The sequence below is a fragment of the Pseudomonas fluorescens genome, assembly GCF_019212185.1.
Taxonomy (GTDB): domain Bacteria; phylum Pseudomonadota; class Gammaproteobacteria; order Pseudomonadales; family Pseudomonadaceae; genus Aquipseudomonas.
In genome coordinates this window covers 5,711,336-5,731,919 of record NZ_CP078138.1, presented here as the reverse complement: position 1 = coordinate 5,731,919, position 20,584 = coordinate 5,711,336, and the positions used below count along the sequence as shown (strand labels likewise).

At 61.5% G+C, this 20,584-nt stretch carries 21 protein-coding genes; 8 read left to right on the top strand and 13 right to left on the bottom strand.

The annotated features are described in order from the left end of the window. The first annotated feature begins 51 nt into the window (after positions 1 to 51). The 5 genes from KW062_RS25800 to KW062_RS25780 all read left to right on the top strand — a co-directional run bounded on the left by KW062_RS25800 (position 52) and on the right by KW062_RS25780 (position 4,333). The gene (locus KW062_RS25800; RefSeq protein WP_027617759.1) at positions 52 to 1,209 is read left to right on the top strand and encodes a D-alanyl-D-alanine carboxypeptidase family protein; all 1,158 of its coding nucleotides are present in this window, start codon (positions 52 to 54) and stop codon (positions 1,207 to 1,209) included. A gap of 80 nt (positions 1,210 to 1,289) precedes the next feature. Then, positions 1,290 to 1,565: a DUF493 domain-containing protein gene (locus KW062_RS25795; RefSeq protein WP_027617760.1), complete on the top strand. Its 276-nt coding sequence runs from the start codon at positions 1,290 to 1,292 to the stop codon at positions 1,563 to 1,565. Next, positions 1,565 to 2,212, top strand: a complete 648-nt coding sequence (gene lipB, locus KW062_RS25790) for a lipoyl(octanoyl) transferase LipB (RefSeq protein WP_027617761.1) — start codon at positions 1,565 to 1,567, stop codon at positions 2,210 to 2,212. The genes KW062_RS25795 and lipB overlap by 1 nt, the downstream gene beginning before the upstream one ends. 1 nt (position 2,213) lies before the next feature. Further along, the gene (lipA, locus tag KW062_RS25785; RefSeq protein ID WP_027617762.1) at positions 2,214 to 3,236 is read left to right on the top strand and encodes a lipoyl synthase; all 1,023 of its coding nucleotides are present in this window, start codon (positions 2,214 to 2,216) and stop codon (positions 3,234 to 3,236) included. 158 nt (positions 3,237 to 3,394) lie between these two features. Further along, complete coding sequence (locus tag KW062_RS25780; RefSeq protein ID WP_105754429.1) at positions 3,395 to 4,333, top strand: S66 peptidase family protein; 939 nt, start codon at positions 3,395 to 3,397, stop codon at positions 4,331 to 4,333. Positions 4,334 to 4,456: 123 nt separating this feature from the next. Here KW062_RS25780 and KW062_RS25775 read toward each other — a convergent pair whose 3' ends face one another. The 5 genes from KW062_RS25775 to leuS all read right to left on the bottom strand — a co-directional run bounded on the left by KW062_RS25775 (position 4,457) and on the right by leuS (position 10,473). Beyond that, complete coding sequence (locus KW062_RS25775; RefSeq protein WP_105754430.1) at positions 4,457 to 5,779, bottom strand: lytic murein transglycosylase; 1,323 nt, start codon at positions 5,777 to 5,779, stop codon at positions 4,457 to 4,459. A 61-nt stretch (positions 5,780 to 5,840) separates the two neighbouring features. Then, entirely contained in the window at positions 5,841 to 5,996 is a 156-nt protein-coding gene (gene arfA / locus KW062_RS25770) for an alternative ribosome rescue factor ArfA (protein ID WP_027617765.1), read from the bottom strand. A gap of 100 nt (positions 5,997 to 6,096) precedes the next feature. Continuing rightward, the gene (holA, locus tag KW062_RS25765) at positions 6,097 to 7,134 is read right to left on the bottom strand and encodes a DNA polymerase III subunit delta (RefSeq protein ID WP_027617766.1); all 1,038 of its coding nucleotides are present in this window, start codon (positions 7,132 to 7,134) and stop codon (positions 6,097 to 6,099) included. 39 nt (positions 7,135 to 7,173) lie between these two features. Next, positions 7,174 to 7,779 (bottom strand): LPS-assembly lipoprotein LptE, encoded by a 606-nt coding sequence (locus tag KW062_RS25760; RefSeq protein WP_105754466.1) that lies wholly within the window; start codon positions 7,777 to 7,779, stop codon positions 7,174 to 7,176. Positions 7,780 to 7,866: 87 nt separating this feature from the next. Continuing rightward, a complete protein-coding gene (gene leuS / locus KW062_RS25755; protein ID WP_027617768.1) occupies positions 7,867 to 10,473 on the bottom strand; it encodes a leucine--tRNA ligase in 2,607 nt (868 codons plus the stop codon). Between the two features lie 269 nt (positions 10,474 to 10,742). On the opposite strand from leuS, the gene KW062_RS25750 reads away from it, so the two are divergent. Then, entirely contained in the window at positions 10,743 to 11,063 is a 321-nt protein-coding gene (locus tag KW062_RS25750) for a hypothetical protein (RefSeq protein ID WP_027617769.1), read from the top strand. A 118-nt stretch (positions 11,064 to 11,181) separates the two neighbouring features. Then, positions 11,182 to 11,943: a YdcF family protein gene (locus KW062_RS25745; RefSeq protein WP_105754431.1), complete on the top strand. Its 762-nt coding sequence runs from the start codon at positions 11,182 to 11,184 to the stop codon at positions 11,941 to 11,943. 22 nt (positions 11,944 to 11,965) lie between these two features. Here the strand turns inward: KW062_RS25745 and lnt are convergent, their stop codons facing one another. The 5 genes from lnt to miaB form a co-directional block, all read right to left on the bottom strand. Further along, on the bottom strand, positions 11,966 to 13,489 hold the full coding sequence (lnt, locus tag KW062_RS25740; RefSeq protein WP_105754432.1) for an apolipoprotein N-acyltransferase: 1,524 nt from the start codon (positions 13,487 to 13,489) through the stop codon (positions 11,966 to 11,968). A 15-nt stretch (positions 13,490 to 13,504) separates the two neighbouring features. Next, positions 13,505 to 14,344 (bottom strand): HlyC/CorC family transporter, encoded by an 840-nt coding sequence (locus KW062_RS25735; protein WP_027617772.1) that lies wholly within the window; start codon positions 14,342 to 14,344, stop codon positions 13,505 to 13,507. Positions 14,345 to 14,349: 5 nt separating this feature from the next. Next, complete coding sequence (gene ybeY / locus KW062_RS25730) at positions 14,350 to 14,835, bottom strand: rRNA maturation RNase YbeY (RefSeq protein WP_105754433.1); 486 nt, start codon at positions 14,833 to 14,835, stop codon at positions 14,350 to 14,352. Then, complete coding sequence (locus KW062_RS25725; protein ID WP_027617774.1) at positions 14,828 to 15,832, bottom strand: PhoH family protein; 1,005 nt, start codon at positions 15,830 to 15,832, stop codon at positions 14,828 to 14,830. Before KW062_RS25725 ends, ybeY begins: the two co-directional genes overlap by 8 nt. A 213-nt stretch (positions 15,833 to 16,045) precedes the next feature. Further along, positions 16,046 to 17,374 (bottom strand): tRNA (N6-isopentenyl adenosine(37)-C2)-methylthiotransferase MiaB, encoded by a 1,329-nt coding sequence (gene miaB, locus KW062_RS25720; protein WP_177327224.1) that lies wholly within the window; start codon positions 17,372 to 17,374, stop codon positions 16,046 to 16,048. Positions 17,375 to 17,508: 134 nt separating this feature from the next. On the opposite strand from miaB, the gene KW062_RS25715 reads away from it, so the two are divergent. Then, a complete protein-coding gene (locus KW062_RS25715; protein WP_027617776.1) occupies positions 17,509 to 17,838 on the top strand; it encodes a DUF1820 family protein in 330 nt (109 codons plus the stop codon). A 26-nt stretch (positions 17,839 to 17,864) separates the two neighbouring features. Here KW062_RS25715 and KW062_RS25710 read toward each other — a convergent pair whose 3' ends face one another. The 3 genes from KW062_RS25710 to thiE form a co-directional block, all read right to left on the bottom strand. Then, on the bottom strand, positions 17,865 to 18,419 hold the full coding sequence (locus KW062_RS25710; protein WP_105754434.1) for a tetratricopeptide repeat protein: 555 nt from the start codon (positions 18,417 to 18,419) through the stop codon (positions 17,865 to 17,867). Between the two features lie 222 nt (positions 18,420 to 18,641). Beyond that, complete coding sequence (gene hemL / locus KW062_RS25705) at positions 18,642 to 19,925, bottom strand: glutamate-1-semialdehyde 2,1-aminomutase (RefSeq protein ID WP_027617778.1); 1,284 nt, start codon at positions 19,923 to 19,925, stop codon at positions 18,642 to 18,644. A 17-nt stretch (positions 19,926 to 19,942) separates the two neighbouring features. Continuing rightward, positions 19,943 to 20,566 carry a thiamine phosphate synthase gene (gene thiE, locus KW062_RS25700; RefSeq protein ID WP_105754435.1) on the bottom strand — a complete coding sequence of 208 codons (624 nt, stop codon included), beginning with the start codon at positions 20,564 to 20,566 and terminating at the stop codon, positions 19,943 to 19,945. Between the last annotated feature and the right edge of the window lie 18 nt (positions 20,567 to 20,584).

Sequence of the window (20,584 nt, the reverse complement as noted above, 5' to 3'; positions counted from 1 at the left end):
TGATTAGTTTTGCCCGCAAGGGCAGTTTCCATTAGCGATTTCGAGAGACGGATGAACATCACCACCTTTGCCAAACGCCTGTGCCTGCTAGTCCCGCTGCTTCTCTCTCCCGCCGCGTTCGCGGTCGAGATGATGCCGTCGCCACCTCAACTGGCCGCCAAGTCCTACGTGCTCATGGACGCCAGCAGTGGCAATGTGCTGGTCGAGAACAACGGTGACCAGCGCCTGCCGCCTGCCAGCCTGACCAAGCTGATGACCGCGTACATTGCGACCCTGGAGATCCGTCGCGGGCAGATCGGTGAAAACGACCCAGTGACCGTCAGCGAAAACGCCTGGCGTACCGGTGGTTCGCGGATGTTCATCAAGGTTGGCTCGCAGGTGACTGTCAGCGATCTGCTGCACGGCATCATCATCCAGTCGGGTAACGACGCCAGCGTTGCGCTCTCTGAGCACATCGCCGGCAGCGAAGACGCCTTCGCCGACATGATGAACAAAACCGTCGGCGACCTGGGCATGACCAACAGCCACTTCATGAACCCGACCGGCTTGCCGAACCCTGAGCACTACTCGTCGGCTCACGACATGGCTGTGCTGGCGCGCGCGATCATCCACGAAGACCCGGCTCACTACGCGATCTACTCGCAGAAAGAGTTCTTCTGGAACGGCATCAAGCAACCGAACCGCAACCTGCTGCTGTGGCGTGACAAGACTGTCGACGGTCTGAAAACCGGTCACACTGACGAAGCTGGCTACTGCATGGTGTCCTCGGCGGTACGTGATGGCATGCGCCTGATCGCCGTGGTGTTCGGTACCAATAGCGAATCGGCACGCGCCGCTGAAACCCAGAAGCTGCTGACCTACGGCTTCCGTTTCTTCGAAACCCAGACCTTCTATCAGAAAGGCACCGAACTGGCCCAGGCTCCTGTCTGGAAAGGCACCACCAATCAGGTTAAGGCTGGCCTGGCTGACGACTTGACCATGACCCTGCCAAAAGGCCAGCTGAAAAAGCTCGCGGCCAGCATGACCATGAACCCGCAACTGATGGCGCCAATCGCCAAGGGTGACGTGATCGGCAAGGTCGAAGTCAAACTGGATGACAAGGTGGTACACAGCGCCGACCTGATCGCGCTGGACGCGGTCGAGGAAGGTGGTATCTTCCGCCGCATGTGGGATAGCATCCGTCTATTCTTCTACGGTTTGTTCAACTGATTCAGTGTTGACCTGCATGGCCCTGCTCCTACCCGGAGCGGGGCCATGCTCGTTGGCACGGCTTACGAGGCCGTTACGCCATGAGCGATACCGAAGTAAAGGCGCCAAAGATCGAATTTCCTGTCACGGATTACCCGGTTAAGGTGATCAGCGATACCGGTGCGGGCAACAAGGACAAGATCATCGAGATCGTCAAGAAACACGCGACCATCAACGATGAGCGTGTCGATGAGCGTCAAAGCACCAACGGCAAGTACACCACCATTCAGTTGCACATCGTCGCGACCGATCAGGACCAGCTGTACAACATCAACAGCGACCTGCGAGCCACCGGCTTCGTGCACATGGTGCTGTGATGTCCGATCCGCTGGGCTTTCGCGAGCTCGGCCAGCTGGCGTACGAGCCGGTCTGGCAGGCCATGCAACGCTTCACCAACGAGCGCGGCAGCTCACGGGCCGATGAAATCTGGCTGGTGGAGCACCTGCCGGTGTTCACCCAGGGTCAGGCCGGCAAGGCCGAGCATCTGCTGCTCCCGGGTGATATTCCGGTGGTGCAGGCCGATCGCGGCGGGCAGGTGACCTATCACGGTCCCGGCCAGTTGGTCGCCTACCTGCTGCTGGATGTACGCAAGCTCGGTTTTGGTGTGCGCGACCTGGTCAGCCGCATGGAACAGTGCTTGATCGAACTACTGGCCAGTTATGGCGTGACCGCCGTGGCCAAGCCGGATGCACCGGGGGTCTACGTCAACGGTGCGAAAATCGCTTCACTGGGACTGCGGATCCGCCACGGTTGTTCCTTTCATGGCCTGGCCTTGAACGTGGATATGGATCTTGAGCCGTTCCGACGGATTAACCCCTGTGGCTACGCCGGGTTGGCAATGACCCAGCTACGTGACCATACAGGACCGATTGAATTTGCCGAGGTAAGTGCCCGGCTGCGCGCGCAGCTCGTCAAACACCTCGACTATGCTGAGCAGACGACCCTAACGGGCGGAATCGACTGATATGACTACTGATGCAGTGCAAACCATGATCCCGACGCTGGATGTTACCGAGCGTCCGGCCCCGCGTGCCAAGGTAGAAGCCGGCGTCAAGCTGCGCGGCGCCGAGAAGGTTGCACGCATTCCGGTGAAGATCATTCCGACCACCGAACTGCCGAAGAAGCCGGACTGGATCCGCGTACGCATTCCGGTGTCGCCGGAAGTCGACCGCATCAAGGCGTTGCTGCGCAAGCACAAGCTGCACAGTGTCTGTGAAGAGGCGTCCTGCCCGAACCTGGGCGAGTGCTTCTCCGGTGGCACCGCGACCTTCATGATCATGGGTGACATCTGCACCCGTCGCTGCCCGTTCTGCGACGTGGGTCATGGTCGTCCGAAGCCACTGGACGTCAACGAGCCGGAAAGCCTGGCCATCGCCATCGCCGACCTGCGCCTGAAGTACGTGGTGATCACCTCGGTGGACCGCGACGACCTGCGTGACGGCGGCGCCCAGCACTTTGCCGACTGCATCCGCGAAATTCGCAAGCTGTCGCCGAATGTGCAGCTGGAAACCCTGGTGCCGGACTACCGTGGCCGGATGGACGTAGCATTGGCCATCACCGCTGCCGAGCCACCGGATGTGTTCAACCACAACCTGGAAACCGTACCGCGCCTGTATAAGGCTGCGCGTCCGGGCTCGGACTACCAGTGGTCGCTGACCCTGCTGCAGAAGTTCAAGCAGATGATGCCGCACATTCCTACCAAGTCCGGCTTGATGCTGGGTCTGGGCGAAACCGACGAAGAAGTCATCGAAGTCATGAAGCGCATGCGCGAGCACGACATCGACATGCTGACCCTGGGCCAGTACCTGCAGCCGTCCCGCAACCACTTGCCGGTGCAGCGCTTTGTCCACCCGGACACCTTCGCCTGGTTCGCCGAGGAAGGTTACAAGATGGGCTTCAAGAACGTCGCCTCTGGCCCGTTGGTACGTTCGTCGTACCACGCCGACGAGCAAGCCAAGCTGGTCAAGGCCGAGCTGATCGGTTCCTGATTGACGCTTGCTGAACAATACCCGCCGAGGTTTCGTTGCCCGGCGGGTATTTTTTTGCCCGCTATACGACAACCCCCCCCCACCTGCCAACGGAGCCTTTTGTTTGCCTCCGTTCCTGACTACTGTGTGTGCACGACTACACGCAGGGAGATCCATGGATGACTGTTCACCTCAATCCACACAAGCCGGTGCCAGCGCTGCCCCCCGAGGGGATCATTGGCGTCATTGCGCCTGCCGGCCCGGGAGCGCTGGATACGGACAAGGCCGTGCAATGGATGCGCGCCCGGGGTTATGGGCTGAAGGTATTTCCTGGGGTTTACGAGAAGGACGGCTATCTGGCCGGCAGTGACGAGGTACGCCTCAATGATCTGCACGCCGCGTTTTCCGATGACGGGGTTGACGCAATCATCTGCCTGCGGGGCGGCTACGGTACGCCGCGACTGCTGGACCGCATCGACTTCGACCTGTTGCGCCGCCATGCCAAACCGTTCGTCGGCTACAGCGATATCACCGCGTTGCATCTGGCAATCAGCCGTTATGCCGGGTTCGTGACCTTTCACGGGCCACTGCTCAACGCTGACCTGCTGGGGGACAAGGAGCCGCCGACGGTCACTTCGTTTTTCGCCATGCTGCGTGGGCAGATGAAGGCGGGCAGTGTGTTGACTCACCCGGTGGCGTACCCACTGACCACAATTGAGCCGGGTATCGCCCATGGGCGGTTGCTGGGCGGCAATCTGGCGATGATCGCCGCGACTATGGGCACGCCGTACGAGATCGATGCCGACGGGGTGATTCTGTTGATTGAAGACGTCAACGAGCCGCTGTACCGCATCGACCGCCTGCTGACTCAGATGCGCCTGGCCGGGCACTTGCACAAATTGCGTGGGGTGTTGGCCGGGGATGTCGCCGGGGTCGACCAGCAAGCGTTGAACCGCTTGCTCAAGCAGACCTTCGAGCCGTTGCGGATTCCGGTGCTGGCAGGCTGGCGTAGTGGCCATTGTGATCCGAACCTGACATTGCCGCTGGGGGCGCTGGTGCGGCTGGATGCGGGGGAGCAGGCGCTGGTGTTGGAGCAGGATGTAGTGCTCAGGGCTTAGGGGTGTAGCGTCTGGTGGTCAGTCTTCGCGGCGGTGCGACGTTTCGAAAAACCCGCTCCTACAGGTCATCGATTCAATCCTGTGGGAGTGGGCTTGTCGAATCGTCGCACCGCCGCGATGCTTTTAGCGCTTGCGCAGATTCTCAAGCAACTTGTGCGTCGGGTAGCCATCAGCGGGCCAGCCGAACGACTGCTGCGCCGCCCGAATGGCTTTGCGGGTGTTGGCGCCGATGATGCCGTCCGGATTGCCGGCGTCGTAGTTATTGGCGCTGAGCAGGTTCTGCAGTTCGATACGTTCGGAACGGCTCAGCGGCAGGTCATCCTTGGGCCACTGGCCACTGATCAGGCCGGCACCGCTGAAACGTTCGGACAGCAGGTTGACCGCCAGTGCGTAGGACGACGAGTTGTTGTACTTGAGTACGGCGCGAAAGTTGTCGAGGATCAGGAACGCCGGGCCGCGATAGCCGGCCGGCAGCAGCAGGGCGGCAGACAGTTGCTCGGAACCGGGCGGCACGCTGGCGCCATTAGGCAGCTTCACGCCGAGCTGGGTCCATTCGGCAACGCTCTTGCGGATCGCGCCGTCGGCCAGTGAATAGTTGAAGGTGCTCGGCACCACCACTTCAAAGCCCCAAGGCTGACCCTTCTGCCAGCCGGAGCTTTGCAGGTAATGCGCGGTGGAGGCGAGGGCGTCGGCCGGGCTGCCCCAGATGTCGCGACGGCCATCACCATCGAAGTCCACGGCGTGGGTGTTATAGGTGGTCGGGATAAATTGGGTCTGGCCCATGGCGCCAGCCCAGGAGCCGAGCATTTTCTCGGGAGCGATATCACCTTGCTGCAGGATCTGCAGCGCCGCCAGCAACTGAGCATGGGCAAAGCCCGGACGGCGCCCTTCATAGGCCAGGGTGGCGAGCGAGCGGATCACCGACTTGTCGCCCTGGAAACTGCCGAAGTTACTTTCCATGCCCCACACTGCCACCAGCGCCTGACGGTCGACGGCGTAGCGTTGCTCGATGGCATTCAGGGTGTCGGCGTATTGCACCAGCAGGGCCTGGCCGCGGCGCACCCTGACTGCGGACAGCGCGCCGTCGAGGTATTCCCACACCGGACGGGAGAACTCCGGCTGGCTGCGGTCGGCGCGGATCACGCTCATGTCCGGGCTGACCCCGGCAAAGGCGCGGTCGAACAGGCTCGGGCTGATGCCCGCGGCCAGGGCGTCTCGGCGGAAGGCCGCTTGCCATTGTTCGAAGGTCTGGGTCGGTTGGATCTCGAGGTTGTCGCCGGTAGGAACCACGGGGGCAACCACGGCTGGAGCGGTGGTAACAGGAACGGTCTGCAGCGTTTGCGCGTCGGCAGCGGTGGGCTTTTCCGCGCAGGCAACCAGCAAGACGAAGCTGGTGGCGGCAATCAGTGGGCGCAGGTGCCAGTGACGGGAAATACAAAAGGGCATGCACAGGTCCAGGGAATACGAATCAAGTGCCGACCTTATCATGGAGAGGGGGTGCTGCGCTTCAAGCGGCCAGAAAGTAAGAAGCCTCCCAGCTTTTAGACTGGAAGGCTTCGCGGCGGTAGCTGCCTTTGCCCTTGGTGGGCTGTTCCTGGCGACTGCGGAACAGTGGCTGGGCGACGATGGATTTGGCCTTGTTCGGCCGTTTTTGCTTGCTCATGGGCAGTGGGCTCCCTGGGGGTGGCTGGTGCGGCTCGCATCATCTGCCCAAGTTCGGCCTCTGTCCAGTGTTGCTATAAGTCAGGGGCCGAGCGCTGTGTTTACTCGGCAGGCAGTGCCAGGCGCTGGCCAGCCATCAGCAGTGACAGGCGGCTCAGGCTCATCCACGGCGAGCCAGCGGCCTGACCTTTGATCTGTGCGTCGATGCGCTGGGCTTCCAGCAGCAACTGCGCCCAGCGCGACGCGGAGTAGCGTTGCAGGGCCTTGCTCATCAGCGGTTTACGCTTGTCCCAGATCGGCGGCCGGGCCTGGCTGAATGCCTTGTCCAGCGGCACCCCCTGGCTGTATTGCAGTGACAGATTGGCCAGCAGCCGCAGTTCACGGGACAGAGCCCAGAGAATCACCGGCGGCTCGACGCCTTCACCGCGCAAGCCTTCGAGCATGCGCAGGGCATGGGCGGCTTCGCCATTGAGAATTGCATCGGTGAGGCCGAACACATCAAAACGCGCGCTGTCGGCCACGGCGGCCTGCACGGTTTCCACGGTGATCTGTCCACCTTCGGCCATCAGCTTGAGCTTTTCGATTTCCTGGGCCGCGGCCAGCAAATTGCCTTCCACCCGCGCGGCGATCAGTTCGACCGCGTCCTGGCTGGCGCTGAGCCCGGCTTGCGACAGGCGCTGGCGAATCCATTGCGGCAACTGGTGCACGTCCACCGGCCAGATCTGCACGAACTGGGTTTGCGCGCCTTCGACCAGGGCCTTGCCCCATTTGGTTTTCTGCGCGCTGCCGTCGAGCTTGGGCAGGCTGATCAGCAGCAAGGTGTCTTCAGCCGGACGCGAGCAGTATTCGATCAGTGCCGCAGCGCCCTTGTCCCCGGGTTTGCCGGAAGGCAGGCGCAGCTCCAGCAGGCGCTTTTCGGCGAACAGCGACATGCTGGCGCCGGCCAGCAGCAAGCTGCCCCAGTCAAAATTGGCGTCGGCGGCGAATACCTGGCGCTCGTCGAAGCCCTGTTGACGGGCGGCGGTTCGGATGGCGTCAGCCGCTTCCTGGCACAGCAACGGGTCGTCGCCACTGATGACGTACACCGGCGCGAGGGTGCCTTGCAGGTGTTTGGCGAGTTGGGCGGGGGCGAGTTTCATAGGGCGGGGCCAATGGGGCGCCAAGGCGCCCCGTCAGACTTACTCGGCAGGAATTTGCAGCGGTGACTGACGCGGGGTATTCGCTTCAGCCTTCTGTGCAGCGTCCAGTGCATCGGCTTCAGCCTTGGCGCGGGCGTTGGCGGTCTGCTGCAACTGATCCAACTGGGCCGGGGTAATTTGCTGCAGGCGTAACATCATGCGCTGGACCAGCTCACGATGGATTTCCTTGCGGGCTTCGTCCTCTTCCTGGACGGAACCGGTGATGTTGCTGCCGTCATGCATCACGACTTTCTGCACTTGCAGCTTGTCGCTGATCAGCGAGAGGTTGTTCTGGCCAACGATCTGGTAGTCCAGCACGGTGGTCAGTTCGTTCTCGGCGGTACGGCCGGCGCCCGAGTAGCTGAGGCTGCGCTGGGAGGTCTGCTCGTTAGTGAACACCAGCTTGTAAGGCGCGCCGGCAGTGACCTTGACGCCACTGCTTTGCAGGACCTGGCGCATCATCACCACGGTTTCGCCGTAGGCATTACGTGCACTCAGGTCGATTTCCTTTAACGCCAGTTCGCTGGTGCCGGTGCCGCGCAGTTGAAAACCGCAGGCGCTCAGCAGGACCGCGAGGCCCATCACCAGAAGATTGCGTTTGATCATCTTGTTGTTCCCCTTGAAACCGTGTGGGCTGCGCTGCAGCCCGAAAGGTTTTGTTCGGTGCCAGGCCGGGCCTGGCACCTGCTCCAATTAGCTGGCGACGATGTTGACCAGTTTCCCGGGTACCACGATCACTTTGCGAATGGTCAGGCCGTCGACGAAACGCAGCACGTTTTCGTTGGCGCGTGCGGCGGCTTCGACTTCTTCGCGAGTGGCGCTGGCGGGCATTTCGATCTGGCCACGCAGCTTGCCGTTGACCTGAATCACCAGTTGCAGGCTGTCCTGCACCAGGGCGCTATCGTCCAACACCGGCCAAGCGGCGTCGATCACCGCGTCGGCGTGACCCAGGCGCTGCCACAGTTCATGGCTGATGTGCGGCGTGATCGGGGCTAGCAGCAGGGTCACGGTTTCCAGGCCTTCCTGAATCAGCGCACGATCCTGCTCGGTGCCTTGCGGGGCTTTCTCCAACACGTTCATCAGGGTCATCACTTGGGCGATGGCGGTGTTGAACTTGTGGTTCTGGCCCACGTCCTGGCTGGCTTGTTTGATGGCCAGGTGGATCGAACGGCGAACGGCTTTCTGCTCATCGCTCAACGCAGCGAGGTTCAGTTTGCCCGGCAGGCCCTGGGTGACGTGGGCCTGAGCCAGACGCCAAACGCGCTTGAGGAAGCGGTGCGAACCTTCGACACCGGAGTCCGACCATTCGGCGCTCATGTCAGGTGGCGAGGCGAACATCATGAACAGACGGCAGGTGTCGGCACCGAACTGGTCGATCATCGACTGCGGATCGACGCCGTTGTTCTTTGACTTGGCCATCTTCTCGGTGCCGCCGATTTCCACCGGCAGTCCATCGGATTTCAGCTTGGCGCTGATCACCTTGGCCTTGCTGTCGCGCTCGAGTTCGACGTCGGCCGGGTTGAACCAGGTGTAGGCGCCGTTGGCTTCGCGACGATAATAGGTCTCGGCGATCACCATGCCCTGGGTCAACAGGTTCTTGAATGGCTCGTTGGAGCTGACCAGGCCTTCATCACGCATCAGCTTGTGGAAGAAGCGCGCATACAGCAGGTGCAGGATGGCGTGTTCGATGCCGCCGATGTACTGGTCGACCGGCAACCAGTGATCCGCCGCGGACTTTTCCACCAGGCCGCCTTCGAAGTGAGGCGAGGCGTAGCGGGCGTAGTACCACGAGGACTCGACGAAGGTGTCCATGGTGTCGGTTTCACGCTTGGCCGGCTGGCCGCATTTCGGGCAGCTGCACTCGTAGAATTCGGGCATGCGTGCCAGCGGCGAACCGGCACCATCGGGTACCACGTCTTCTGGCAGGACGACCGGCAACTGGTCTTCCGGCACCGGCACATCACCGCAGGCTGCGCAGTGGATGATCGGGATCGGGCAGCCCCAGTAGCGTTGACGGCTGATGCCCCAGTCGCGCAGGCGGAACTGGGTGCGCGAGGCGCCGAGTTGTTTCTTGATCAGGGCGACTTCCATTGCGTCGAACGCACCGACGAAGTCCAGGCCGTCGAACTCACCGGAATTGATCAGGGTGCCGTGCTCGCCGTAGGCGTCCTGCCAGGGTGCCGGGTTGGTTTCGCCGGAGCTGGTGCGCACCACGGATTTGATCGGCAGGTTGTACTTGTGGGCGAATTCGAAATCGCGCTCGTCGTGGGCCGGCACAGCCATTACCGCGCCGTCACCGTAGTGCATCAGCACGTAGTTGGCGACCCATACCGGGAGCTTCTCGCCGGTCAGCGGGTGCTCGACGAACAGGCCGGTTGGCAGGCCTTTTTTCTCCTGGGTAGCGACATCGGCCTCGGCCACGCTACCGCCTTTGCATTCAGCGATGAACGCTTGCAGCTCAGGGTTGTTCTGCGCCGCCAGGGTGGCCAGGTGGTGCTCGGCAGCCACGGCCACGTAGGTGGCGCCCATCAGAGTGTCCGGACGGGTGGTGAAGACTTTCAGGGTGCCGGCTTCGCCGATTGAGTCGACGTTGTACGGGAACTGCACTTCCATGCCGCGGGATTTGCCGATCCAGTTGCGCTGCATGGTCTTGACCTGTTCAGGCCAGCCGGTCAGCTCGTCGAGGCTCTCCAGCAGCTCATCCGCGTAGGCGGTGATCTTGAAGTAGTACATCGGGATTTCGCGCTTTTCGATCAGCGCGCCGGAGCGCCAGCCGCGACCGTCGATCACCTGTTCGTTGGCCAGTACGGTCTGGTCGACCGGGTCCCAGTTCACGGTGCCGTTCTTGCGGTAGATCACGCCTTTTTCGAACAGGCGAGTGAACAGCCATTGTTCCCAGCGATAGTAATCCGGCTTGCAGGTAGTGACTTCGCGGGACCAGTCCACCGCCAGGCCCAGGCTACGCAGCTGGGATTTCATGTAGGCGATGTTTTCGTAGGTCCACTTGGCCGGTGCGACGTTGTTCTTCATCGCGGCGTTTTCCGCCGGCATGCCGAAGGCGTCCCAACCCATGGGCTGCAGGACGTTTTTGCCGAGCATGCGCTGGTAGCGGGAGATCACGTCGCCGATGGTGTAGTTGCGCACGTGCCCCATGTGTAGCTTGCCGCTGGGGTAAGGGAACATCGATAGGCAGTAGTAAGTCTCCTTGCCTGGCTGTTCACTGACTTCAAAGGACTTCTGCTCGTCCCAGAAGGATTGGGCGGCGGCTTCTATTTCACGGGGCTGATATTGTTCGTGCATGGCTACTTTTGAACTGAATAGGGGTGGCCTCATCCTCTTCAAGGCAACGCTGGAGGTTGATCACGCCAAACCGGGCGTTTTCGGTGTCCAGCCGCGCTGAAAGCGGATTTACAGGAAGCGCCGTAGCATACATGACCGCGCTCGGCCTAGGGAAACCCTGATTGCCGGGTGACCCACTGTTGGGGCCGTTGGTCGCGGCGTGCAGCCTGTTTTGTCGACGAAGCTAAGCTCTAGTTGGGGAGTGAGTCTTATCTTCAATGAGGTGAGGGATGGTGGAGTCGCATGCAACAGTAACGCAACCCGAGTTGTACGAAAAACTGATAGACCGTCTGGGGATGGCCCTGGACGCAGCAAAGACAGCCGGGCGGTTGCGCGATGAGCGTCCGCTGGAGCTGGAACTTCGCGGATTGAGCCGCGCAGAGTTCGACTTGATCAAGGCGTATCTGAACCGAAGTGAGCACGCGGTGCAGGGAGGCTTGTTGCAGGCAGAGATGCATCAGGAGACCCCTCGTTCGGCCAAAGTCATCTGGTTGAAGGATAAGGTCCCTGGCGGGGACGCGGTAAAGGTCCGGTCCCGGCGAGTCAAGTAAGTGATCAGGCACGTACGTGTGCAGTCACTGGTGACGGCTTTTTGATGGAAACGCCAGTCACGTCAGTTGTCGCCTTGCTTCAACCCACTTAGGCTTCGGGCATCTTTGGAGATGCTCGATGCCTTTTCGTTATTTCGTCAAACAATTGCTCTTGCCGCCCGGCCTACTGTTGCTGCTGCTGGTGCTTGCCTGGTGGTTGCGCCGCTCGAGGCCGCGCCTGGCTGCCTGTTGTTTTGTACTGGGAGCAGGCGGTTTCTGGCTGATGAGTCTGCCGGTAGTCGTACAGTGGGGCGCCAAGGCGCTGGAGCGCGAGCCACCGCTGGCGCGCAGCGAATGGGCGAGCCTGGCCGAGCGTGCGGATGTGATTGTCGTGCTGGGCGCGGGCCGCGAGCGTGGCGACCAGGCTTGGGGGACCGACCAGCCCACCGGCGTGGCTCTGGATCGCGAACGCTATGCGGCACGCCTGGCCAAGGCTTCGGGGTTGCCGGTGCTGACCAGCGGCGGCCTGCATTACGGCACGCCGCCGACGGAAGCCAAGTTGATGGCTGACTCAATGCTGGAGGATTTCGGGGTCACGGTGCGTTGGCAGGAGGGGCGTAGTCGCACCACCTGGGAAAATGCCCGGTTCAGTGCCGAATTGCTGCTGCCGCTGGGTCTGAAAAGGGTAGTGGTGGTCACCCATGCCTGGCACATGCCACGCGCCGTGTGGAGCTTCGAGGCGGCGGGTCTGCAGGTGGTACCGGCGCCCATGGGATTTCTCGGCACCGACAACGCCGAGCCCTTGGGCGGTTGGATGCCGACGTTCAAGTCGATCTGGCGCTCGGGGCAGTTGCTCAATGAGGCGGTCGGGCAACTGGGGTACTCGATGTTTTATCGATAACCCCAGTGCCGAGAGTGCAGTCCTAGACCGTCTTGGCCATTCGGCTGGCAATCAGCGCCCAGCCAAACAGCAGCACGCAGAGGATGATCAGCGGCCAGGAGCGCCATTGCAGGTACGGCGTCAGGTTGTGCATGGGCACGACGTCGCCGTAGAGGATGCCGCGCTCGAACTGCGGGATCTGCACAGTGATCTTGCCGAATGGATCGATCAGCCCGGTCACGCCATTGTTGGTCGCCCGAATCATCCAGCGACCGGCTTCCAATGCGCGCATCTGCGCCATCTGCAGGTGTTGCAGCGGACCAATCGAGGTGCCGAACCAGGTGTCGTTGCTGATGGTCAGCAGCAGATCGCTGCGGGCCGAGAGGCCAGCGGCGAATTCCGGGTAGACCACTTCGTAGCAGATGAACGGTGCAATCTGGTAGCCCTTGGCTTGGAGCATCGGCTGGTCGGTCGGGCCGCGGGCGAAGTCGGACATGGGTAGGTCGAAGAACGCAATCAGCCCACGCAAGATGTCCTGCAGCGGCACGTACTCGCCGAACGGCACCAGCTTTTGCTTGAGGTAGGTGCCATCGCCTTCGCCGACCACGGTGATACCGTTGTAGAAACGTCGCTCCTGATGCACCACCTGGCGAATCGGTACCCCGGTGATCAACGCCGAATCACGCTCGGCGGCGAACTTGCCCATCATGGTCAGGTAGCCTTCGGCAGACTCCTTGAGTACCGGCACCGCAGTTTCCGGCCAGATCAGCAGGTCGACACGCTTGGAACTCAGGCTCATGTCGCGGTACAGCGCCAGTTGCGAGTTGAGCTGCGCCGGGTCCCACTTCATGCTCTGTTCGATGTTGCCCTGAATGGCCGCGACGCTCAGCGGCTCGCCCGAGGGGCTGGTCCAGGCGTGGCCCTTGAGTGCCAGGCCGACGGCCCAGGGTGCGGCCAGCAGTAACAGGCCAACCACCAGGAAGCTCTTGCGCGGTGCCCTGATCAGGCGCGGCAGGTTGTACAGCAGGGCGGCGCTCAAGGCGATGCAGAAGGAAATCAGCCAAATTCCGCCCAGCGGAGCGAGGCCGGTCAGCGGGCCATCGAGTTGGCTGTAGCCGGAATAGAGCCAGGGGAACCCCGTGAGGAACCAGCCACGAAAGGCTTCCTGGCCTACCCACAAGGCGGCGAAGGCCAAGGCGTCGGCCAGCGGCGCCTCATTACGTCGCAGCCAGCGCGCCCAGACCCAGGCTGGGAGGGCGAAGAACCAGGCAATCGCGGCGGTGAACAGCAGCATCAGGAACCCCGCCAGCAGCACTGAAGCGCCGCCGAAGTGGTGGATGCTGTAGTAGATCCAGCTGGTGCCCGCGCCGAACAGGCCAAACCCGAAACACCAGCCCCGGCCCAATGCCTGGCGCGGCGTCAGTTGGCGCAGTCCAGCATAGAAAAAGCCGGCCGCCAGTAACGCCAGCGGCCAGATATCGAACGGCGCCAGTGCCAGGGTGGTGAGTGCACCGGCCGCCACGGCCAGCAGGTTACCGGGCCAGCCGGGGCGGGTTATCCAGCGCATTTCAATCCTTAGGGGTTACCGGGCGATGGGGGTCAGTCGCAGCAGGTGGATACGGCGGCTGTCGGCATTCAGGATGCGGAAGCGATAGGCGCCGATTTCGGTGATCTCGTTGCGTTTTGGCAGGTGCCCGAAAGCGCTCATCACCAGGCCGCCGACGGTGTCGAATTCGTCATCGGAGAATTCGCTGTCGAAGAATTCGTTGAAGTTTTCGATCGGAGTCAGGGCCTTGATCAGGAAGTCACCGCTGGGCAGCGGCTTGATGTAGCTGTCTTCCTCGACGTCGTGTTCGTCTTCGATATCGCCGACGATCTGCTCCAGTACGTCTTCGATGGTCACCAGGCCCGCCACGCCGCCGTATTCGTCGATGACGATGGCCATGTGGTTATGGTTGGCGCGGAACTCGCGCAGCAGCACGTTCAGGCGCTTGGACTCGGGCACAAAGGTGGCCGGGCGCAGCAGGTCCTTGATGTTGAAGTTGTCGCCGTTCTCCTTGAGGATCAACGGCAGCAAGTCCTTGGCCAGCAGCACACCCATCACGTCATCGTGGCTTTCGCCGATCACCGGGTAGCGCGAGTGGGCCGAGTCGACCACCGCGGGGAGGAACTCGCGGGGTGTCTGGGTCGCCTTGATGCTGACCATCTGCGAGCGCGGCACCATGATGTCGCGCACTTGCAGGTCAGCCACCTGGATGGCGCCTTCGACGATGGCCAGCGCTTCGCTGTCCAACAGTTTGTTCTGGTGTGCATCGCGCAGCAGCTCAAGCAGCTCCTGGCGGTTCTTCGGCTCGTGGGCAAAAGCCTGGGTCAGTTTACCCAGCCAGGACTTCTGCCCGTTGCTCGATCGATCTTCGCTCATAGCGATTACTCTGAATCCTTTGTTGTCATGATGTCGGTTTCGTCATCCGCATAAGGGTCCGGATGACCCAGTTCGGCAAGCAACGTTCGTTCCAGTGCTTCCATTTCTTCGGCTTCGTCGTCATCTATATGGTCGTAACCCAGCAGATGCAAGCAGCCGTGAATCACCAGATGGGCCCAGTGTGCCTCAAGCGCCTTGCCTTGCTCGGCGGCTTCGCGCTCGACCACGGCGACGCAGATCACCAGGTCGCCGAGCAGCGGAATATCGAGAAACTCGTCGGGCACGTCGGCGGGAAACGACAGGACGTTGGTGGCGTAATCCTTTTGCCGCCAGGTGTGATTGAGCTCACGGCCTTCGGCTTCGTCGACCAGGCGAATGGTCATTTCCGAGTCGGCTGTGCGCTGGCGCAGCGCCAGCTCACACCATTGGCGGAACTGGGCTTCGCCTGGAGCCGCGGCATCGGTGGCCAGTTGCAGGTCAAGCTCAAGCATCGCGGCGATTGTCCTTGGGTGATGCGTCGCTGGCGTGATTCTCGAACCGTTCATAGGCTTCGACAATGCGCTGCACCAGTGGGTGACGGACCACGTCTTTGGGCATGAAGTGGCTGAAGCTGATGCCGGGGATGTCCTTGAGCACTTCGGTGACATGGATCAGCCCGGATTTGGTGCCCTTCGGCAGGTCAATCTGGGTGATGTCGCCAGTGATGACAGCGGTCGAACCGAAGCCGATCCGGGTCAGGAACATTTTCATCTGCTCGACAGTGGTGTTCTGGCTTTCGTCGAGAATGATGAAGCTGTTGTTCAGGGTGCGGCCGCGCATATAGGCCAGCGGCGCAACCTCGATGACCTGGCGTTCGATCAACTTGGCGACGTATTCGAAACCGAGCATTTCGTACAGCGCGTCGTATAACGGACGCAGGTACGGGTCGATCTTCTGCGACAGGTCGCCGGGCAGGAAGCCAAGTTTCTCGCCAGCCTCGACCGCCGGGCGCACCAGCAGGATGCGGCGGATCTGCTCGCGCTCCAGAGCGTCAACCGCACAGGCGACGGCCAGATAGGTTTTGCCGGTACCGGCCGGACCAATGCCGAAGTTGATGTCGTTGGCGAGAATTTCCTTCACGTAGCGCTGCTGATTCAAGCCGCGCGGGCGAATCATGCCTTTCTTGGTGCGCAGGGCCACGGCAGGTTCGGCGGGGGCATGGTTGTCCAGCTCTTCCACGGCCGATTCCTGCAGGAACAGGTGAACCATGTCCGGCGACAGCTCGCTACCCTTGGTTTCCCGGTAGAGACGGCGCAGCAGGTTTTCCGCGGAGGTGGTGTGTTTGCTCTCGCCGATCAGTTCGAACTGATTGCCGCGATTGCGGATCACGATCGCCAGGCGCTGTTCGATCAAGCGCAGGTGCTCGTCGAATTGCCCGCACAGATTGGCGAAGCGCTGAGCCTCAAAGGGCTCGAGAATAAAACGATGGGGTTCTATGGGTGCGTTCAAGGTTGTATTCAGCCGCCCTTGGGCAATGAAGGTGAAATCAAGGATAACGCCAGTGGGCTGGGTGCGAAAGCTCTTAAATTATGTAAGGCCAATCAGCCTTTCTGGAGCGAGCCTGCTCGCGATGACCTTCAATGCTCCGCGTTCATTCAGGATGCGCGCGTCATCGTTGACGACCATCGCGAGCAGGCTCGCTCCTACAGGGGGTATCCGCTGTTACAAGACCAGCGAACCGCGCAGCGAGTGCGGTTGCGCCGCGTCGATGTGCACGTCGGCAAACTGGCCGATCAGGGTCGGAGTATCGCAGCGGAAGTTGACGATTCGATTATTCTCGGTTCGGCCTTGCAGCTCGCCCGGGTCTTTTTTTGAGTAATCGGTGACCAGAATCCGCTGGATCGAACCGACCATTTGTCGGCTGATTTCGAAGCCTTGCTGATTGAGGCGATGTTGCAGCGCGTTGAGGCGCTCCTTTTTCAACTCTTCCGGTGTGTCGTCGGCGAGGTCGGCGGCCGGGGTGCCCGGACGCTGGCTATAGACGAACGAGTAGGAGAAGTCGAAGCCGACGTCCTCGATCAGTTTCATCGTCTGCTGGAAGTCTTTTTCGGTCTCGCCGGGGAAACCGACGATAAAGTCCGAACTGATGCAGATTCCTGGCACGGCGGCCCGCAGCTTGCGCAGTTTGGATTTGTATTCGAGCGCGGTGTGATTGCGCTTCATCGCCGAGAGAATCCGGTCCGAACCCGACTGCACCGGCAAGTGCAGGTGTTTGACCAGCTCCGGCACTTCGGCGTGGGCCTGGATCAGGCTGTCGGAAAACTCCAGCGGGTGCGAAGTGGTATAGCGGATGCGCTCGATGCCCTCGACTGCGGCCACCACCCGGATCAGCTCGGCGAGGTCCGCCAGGCGCCCGTCGTGGGTAGTGCCGCGATAGCCGTTGACGTTTTGCCCGAGCAGGGTCACTTCGCGCACGCCGTTTTCCGCCAGGTGAATGATCTCGGCGATCACATCATCGAAGGGCCGGCTGACTTCTTCGCCTCGGGTGTAGGGCACCACGCAGAAAGTGCAGTACTTGCTGCAACCTTCCATCACCGACACATAGGCGCTGGGGCCGTCGATGCGCGGTTCGGGCAGGTGGTCGAACTTCTCGATTTCCGGGAACGAGACGTCGACCTGCGGCAACTTGCTGATGCGCGCGGCGTCGATCATTTCCGGCAGGCGATGCAGGGTTTGCGGGCCGAACACTACGTCGACATAAGGCGCGCGATCGCGAATGGCCGCACCTTCCTGGCTGGCCACGCAGCCGCCGACAGCGATCACCATGTCCGGGTTGGCCAGTTTCAGTTCGCGCCAGCGACCCAGCTGGGAGTACACCCGGTCCTGGGCACGCTCGCGGATCGAGCAGGTGTTGAGCAAAATCACGTCGGCATCTTCGGCGCGTGCCGTGACTTCCAGGGCCTGGTGTTCACCCAGCAGATCAACCATGCGCGAGCTGTCGTACTCGTTCATCTGGCAACCGTGGGTTTCGATGTAAAGCTTCTTGGCCATGGACGGGATCATCACGTGATTCAAAGAACCGCGCATTATAGGGAACAAGTCCCCAGGTTCCTACCGTCGTGCGTCCAACGGCTATGCTATAGTTTGCGCCCTCTTTTTATCCCTCGACGTGTTACCCGCCCGCCATGACCAAACGCGAAGCTCCAATCTACAAGGTGATTTTCCTCAACCAGGGCCAGGTGTTCGAGATGTACGCCAAGCAGATCTATCAGAGTGATCTGTGGGGTTTCCTGGAAGTAGAAGAGTTCGTCTTTGGCGAGCGGACGCAGGTAGTGGTCGATCCGAGCGAAGAAAAGCTCAAGGCGCAGTTCGAGGGCGTGGTGCGCAGTTTTGTGCCCATGCATTCGATTGTGCGCATTGATGAGGTCGAGCGGCTGGGTACGCCGAAAATCAGCGAGGCCCGTGGTGGGGTTGGCAATGTGATGCCGTTCCCGATGCCGATGCCCGAGAAGTAAGGTTCAATACCGCGATAGGGGCGAACTCAGGGCAGTGGTGAGAACGGCGTTCGCCCATCCGCACTTTGCAGTTCCATCAGGTATTTGCGGAAAATTTGCCCCAGCACCTGAGTGGCCACTTCCAGCTCATCGCGCTGCATGTGCTCGGCGACTTCGTCGGCGGTGTCCAGTGCATCCTCTGCGCCGTTGACCGCAGCCATTTTCAGCACGATGTAGGCCTGGACGTTATTGGCCTGAACGCCTTCGCCGTGGAAAAACATGGTGCCGAGTTTGAATTGCGCCTGGGCATGGCCTTGCAGAGAGGCTTTTTCGAAATAGCTCAGGGCTTGATTGAGGTCGCGCGGGGTGTTTTTACCGTCGTAGTAGAATTCGCCCAACTCGTATTGTGCTTCTGCATCCCCTTCGTCCGAGGCTTTCTGGCAGGCGGTGAGCGCCTCCTGCAAGTCCTCAGGCTGGGTATCGAGGCTGCAACGGCCCATTGCCGGCACCAACAACGAGTTACCGCCTGCTTGCGCGTGCGCCAGCAGCGGCTGAAGGAGCAACAGGCAGCCCAGTGCAAGGGTGCGGCCGGTGCGGTTCATGGGAATCGACTTACCTCTGAAGGGCGCGCGGACCCAGCGAGGGATCCAATAAGCGCGCATTATGAAATAAGCAGGACCTTCCTTACAAAGTCTTTACTCGTTTTTCTGCTGCGCGGGAACTATATCTAGCGCTTTTGTGGGCTCTTGGGTAGTCGGTGCGGCTAAAAGTGCGCAATGTAAGCGAAGGCTGACGCCGACAATGGTCGACGTCAGCGGTCTTGCTTACTTCAATGCGGCGAAGGCGCGCTCGGCAGCGTCCAGGGTCAGTTGCAACTCGGCTTCGCCGTGGGCGATCGAGGTGAAGCCTGCTTCGAAGGCGCTCGGTGCCAGGTACACACCCCCTTCAAGCATCAGGTGAAAGAAGCGCTTGAACAGATTGGCATCGCTGGCCATTACGTCATCGAAGGTCACGATGTCGTCGGCGCCGCTGAAATACAGGCCGAACATGCCGCCCGCCTGGGTGGTGACGAACGGGATGCCGGCGGCATCGGCACGTTGTTGCAGGCCGTCGAGCAGGCGGCTGGTGTAGTCGCTGAGTTCGGCGTGGAAGCCTGGGCGGCTGATCAGGCGCAGGGTGGTCAGGCCGGCGGCCATGGCCAGCGGGTTGCCCGACAGCGTGCCCGCCTGGTAGACCGGGCCCAGCGGCGCGATGTGCGACATGATTTCGCGCTTGCCACCGAAGCAGCCCACCGGCATGCCGCCGCCGATGATCTTGCCGAAGGTGCTCAGGTCCGGCGTTACGCCGTAGTGCGCCTGGGCGCCACCGAGGGCGACGCGGAAACCGGTCATCACTTCGTCGAAAATCAGCACCACGCCGTGCTTGTCGCACAGGCTGCGCAAGCCTTCGAGGAAGCCCGGGGCTGGCGGCACGCAGTTCATGTTGCCGGCGACCGGCTCAACGATGATGCAGGCAACGTCAGCGCCCACTTCACCGAGCATTTTTTCCACGGCGGCGATGTCGTTGAACGGCAGGGTCAGGGTGTGTTTGGCGAAATCTGCAGGTACACCGGCAGAGCTCGGTACGCCCTGGGTCAACAGGCCCGAGCCGGCCTTGACCAGCAGGCTGTCGGAGTGACCGTGGTAGCAGCCTTCGAACTTGATGATGCTGTCGCGACCGGTGAAGCCACGGGCCAGGCGAATGGCGCTCATGGTGGCCTCGGTGCCGGAGCTGACCATGCGCACCATTTCCATGGACGGTACGATTGAGCAGACCAGATCGGCCATCTCGGTTTCCATCGCGGTCGGCGCACCGTAGGACAGGCCGTGTTCCAGTTGTTTGCGCACGGCATCCAGCACATCCGGGTGGCTGTGGCCGAGAATCATCGGGCCCCAGGAGCCGACGTAATCGACATAGCGCTTGTCGTCTTCGTCAGTAACGTAGGCGCCTTCGGCATGCTTGAAGAACAGCGGTGTGCCGCCCACGCTCTTGAACGCACGAACGGGCGAGTTGACGCCTCCGGGAATGTGCTTCTGGGCGTTGGCAAACAGGGTTTCGGAACGCGACATGATTGGGCTCTCGGAAATCAGGAAGTGAACAATTTATTGAAGGCGCGGGCGCGACGGGTGACTTCACCGATGTTCTCGGCACCGAACAGGCCGTGGACCACCGCCAGCAGGTCGACCCCATGGGCCACCAGCGGGGGGGCGTTGTCCAGGGTGATGCCGCCGATCGCGCAGATCGGCAGGTGCAGGACGCTGCGGGCCTGCTTAAGCAACTCGAGGCTGCAGGTTGGCGCGCCGGGCTTGGTCGTAGAGTTGAAGAAACGGCCAAAGGCGACGTAGCTGGCGCCTTCTTTTGCCGCCTGTTCGGCCAATTCGAGCTGCGCGTGGCAGGTCGAACCGATGATGGCCTGGCGTCCCAGCAGTGAGCGGGCCGGGGTCAATGGGCCGTCGGTTTGACCCAAATGGACGCCGACGCCGAGGCGCGCCGCCAGTTCGGCGTCATCGTTGATGATCAGTTGGGTCTTGTAGCGTACGCACAGGTCGTGCAGTGCCTCGGCCTCGCGCAGGCGCTTGGATGCGTCATCGCTTTTGTCACGGTACTGCAGCAGGGTGACGCCGCCTTCCAGCGCCGCCTCCACATAAGGCAGGAACTTGCCGGCCAGTAACTGACTGTCGGTAATGGCGTACAGACCACGTAGTTTCATCGGGCAAGCCTCATGGTG

What these genes read in the sequence shown, in the direction of transcription:
- KW062_RS25800 (WP_027617759.1), top strand. Translation starts at nt 52, where the DNA reads ATGAACATCACCACCTTTGCCAAACGCCTGTGCCTGCTAGTCCCGCTG.
- KW062_RS25795 (WP_027617760.1), top strand. Translation starts at nt 1,290, where the DNA reads ATGAGCGATACCGAAGTAAAGGCGCCAAAGATCGAATTTCCTGTCACG.
- lipB (WP_027617761.1), top strand. Translation starts at nt 1,565, where the DNA reads ATGTCCGATCCGCTGGGCTTTCGCGAGCTCGGCCAGCTGGCGTACGAG.
- lipA (WP_027617762.1), top strand. Translation starts at nt 2,214, where the DNA reads ATGACTACTGATGCAGTGCAAACCATGATCCCGACGCTGGATGTTACC.
- KW062_RS25780 (WP_105754429.1), top strand. Translation starts at nt 3,395, where the DNA reads ATGACTGTTCACCTCAATCCACACAAGCCGGTGCCAGCGCTGCCCCCC.
- KW062_RS25775 (WP_105754430.1), bottom strand. Translation starts at nt 5,779, where the DNA reads ATGCCCTTTTGTATTTCCCGTCACTGGCACCTGCGCCCACTGATTGCC.
- arfA (WP_027617765.1), bottom strand. Translation starts at nt 5,996, where the DNA reads ATGAGCAAGCAAAAACGGCCGAACAAGGCCAAATCCATCGTCGCCCAG.
- holA (WP_027617766.1), bottom strand. Translation starts at nt 7,134, where the DNA reads ATGAAACTCGCCCCCGCCCAACTCGCCAAACACCTGCAAGGCACCCTC.
- KW062_RS25760 (WP_105754466.1), bottom strand. Translation starts at nt 7,779, where the DNA reads ATGATCAAACGCAATCTTCTGGTGATGGGCCTCGCGGTCCTGCTGAGC.
- leuS (WP_027617768.1), bottom strand. Translation starts at nt 10,473, where the DNA reads ATGCACGAACAATATCAGCCCCGTGAAATAGAAGCCGCCGCCCAATCC.
- KW062_RS25750 (WP_027617769.1), top strand. Translation starts at nt 10,743, where the DNA reads ATGGTGGAGTCGCATGCAACAGTAACGCAACCCGAGTTGTACGAAAAA.
- KW062_RS25745 (WP_105754431.1), top strand. Translation starts at nt 11,182, where the DNA reads ATGCCTTTTCGTTATTTCGTCAAACAATTGCTCTTGCCGCCCGGCCTA.
- lnt (WP_105754432.1), bottom strand. Translation starts at nt 13,489, where the DNA reads ATGCGCTGGATAACCCGCCCCGGCTGGCCCGGTAACCTGCTGGCCGTG.
- KW062_RS25735 (WP_027617772.1), bottom strand. Translation starts at nt 14,344, where the DNA reads ATGAGCGAAGATCGATCGAGCAACGGGCAGAAGTCCTGGCTGGGTAAA.
- ybeY (WP_105754433.1), bottom strand. Translation starts at nt 14,835, where the DNA reads ATGCTTGAGCTTGACCTGCAACTGGCCACCGATGCCGCGGCTCCAGGC.
- miaB (WP_177327224.1), bottom strand. Translation starts at nt 17,374, where the DNA reads ATGGCCAAGAAGCTTTACATCGAAACCCACGGTTGCCAGATGAACGAG.
- KW062_RS25715 (WP_027617776.1), top strand. Translation starts at nt 17,509, where the DNA reads ATGACCAAACGCGAAGCTCCAATCTACAAGGTGATTTTCCTCAACCAG.
- KW062_RS25710 (WP_105754434.1), bottom strand. Translation starts at nt 18,419, where the DNA reads ATGAACCGCACCGGCCGCACCCTTGCACTGGGCTGCCTGTTGCTCCTT.
- hemL (WP_027617778.1), bottom strand. Translation starts at nt 19,925, where the DNA reads ATGTCGCGTTCCGAAACCCTGTTTGCCAACGCCCAGAAGCACATTCCC.
- thiE (WP_105754435.1), bottom strand. Translation starts at nt 20,566, where the DNA reads ATGAAACTACGTGGTCTGTACGCCATTACCGACAGTCAGTTACTGGCC.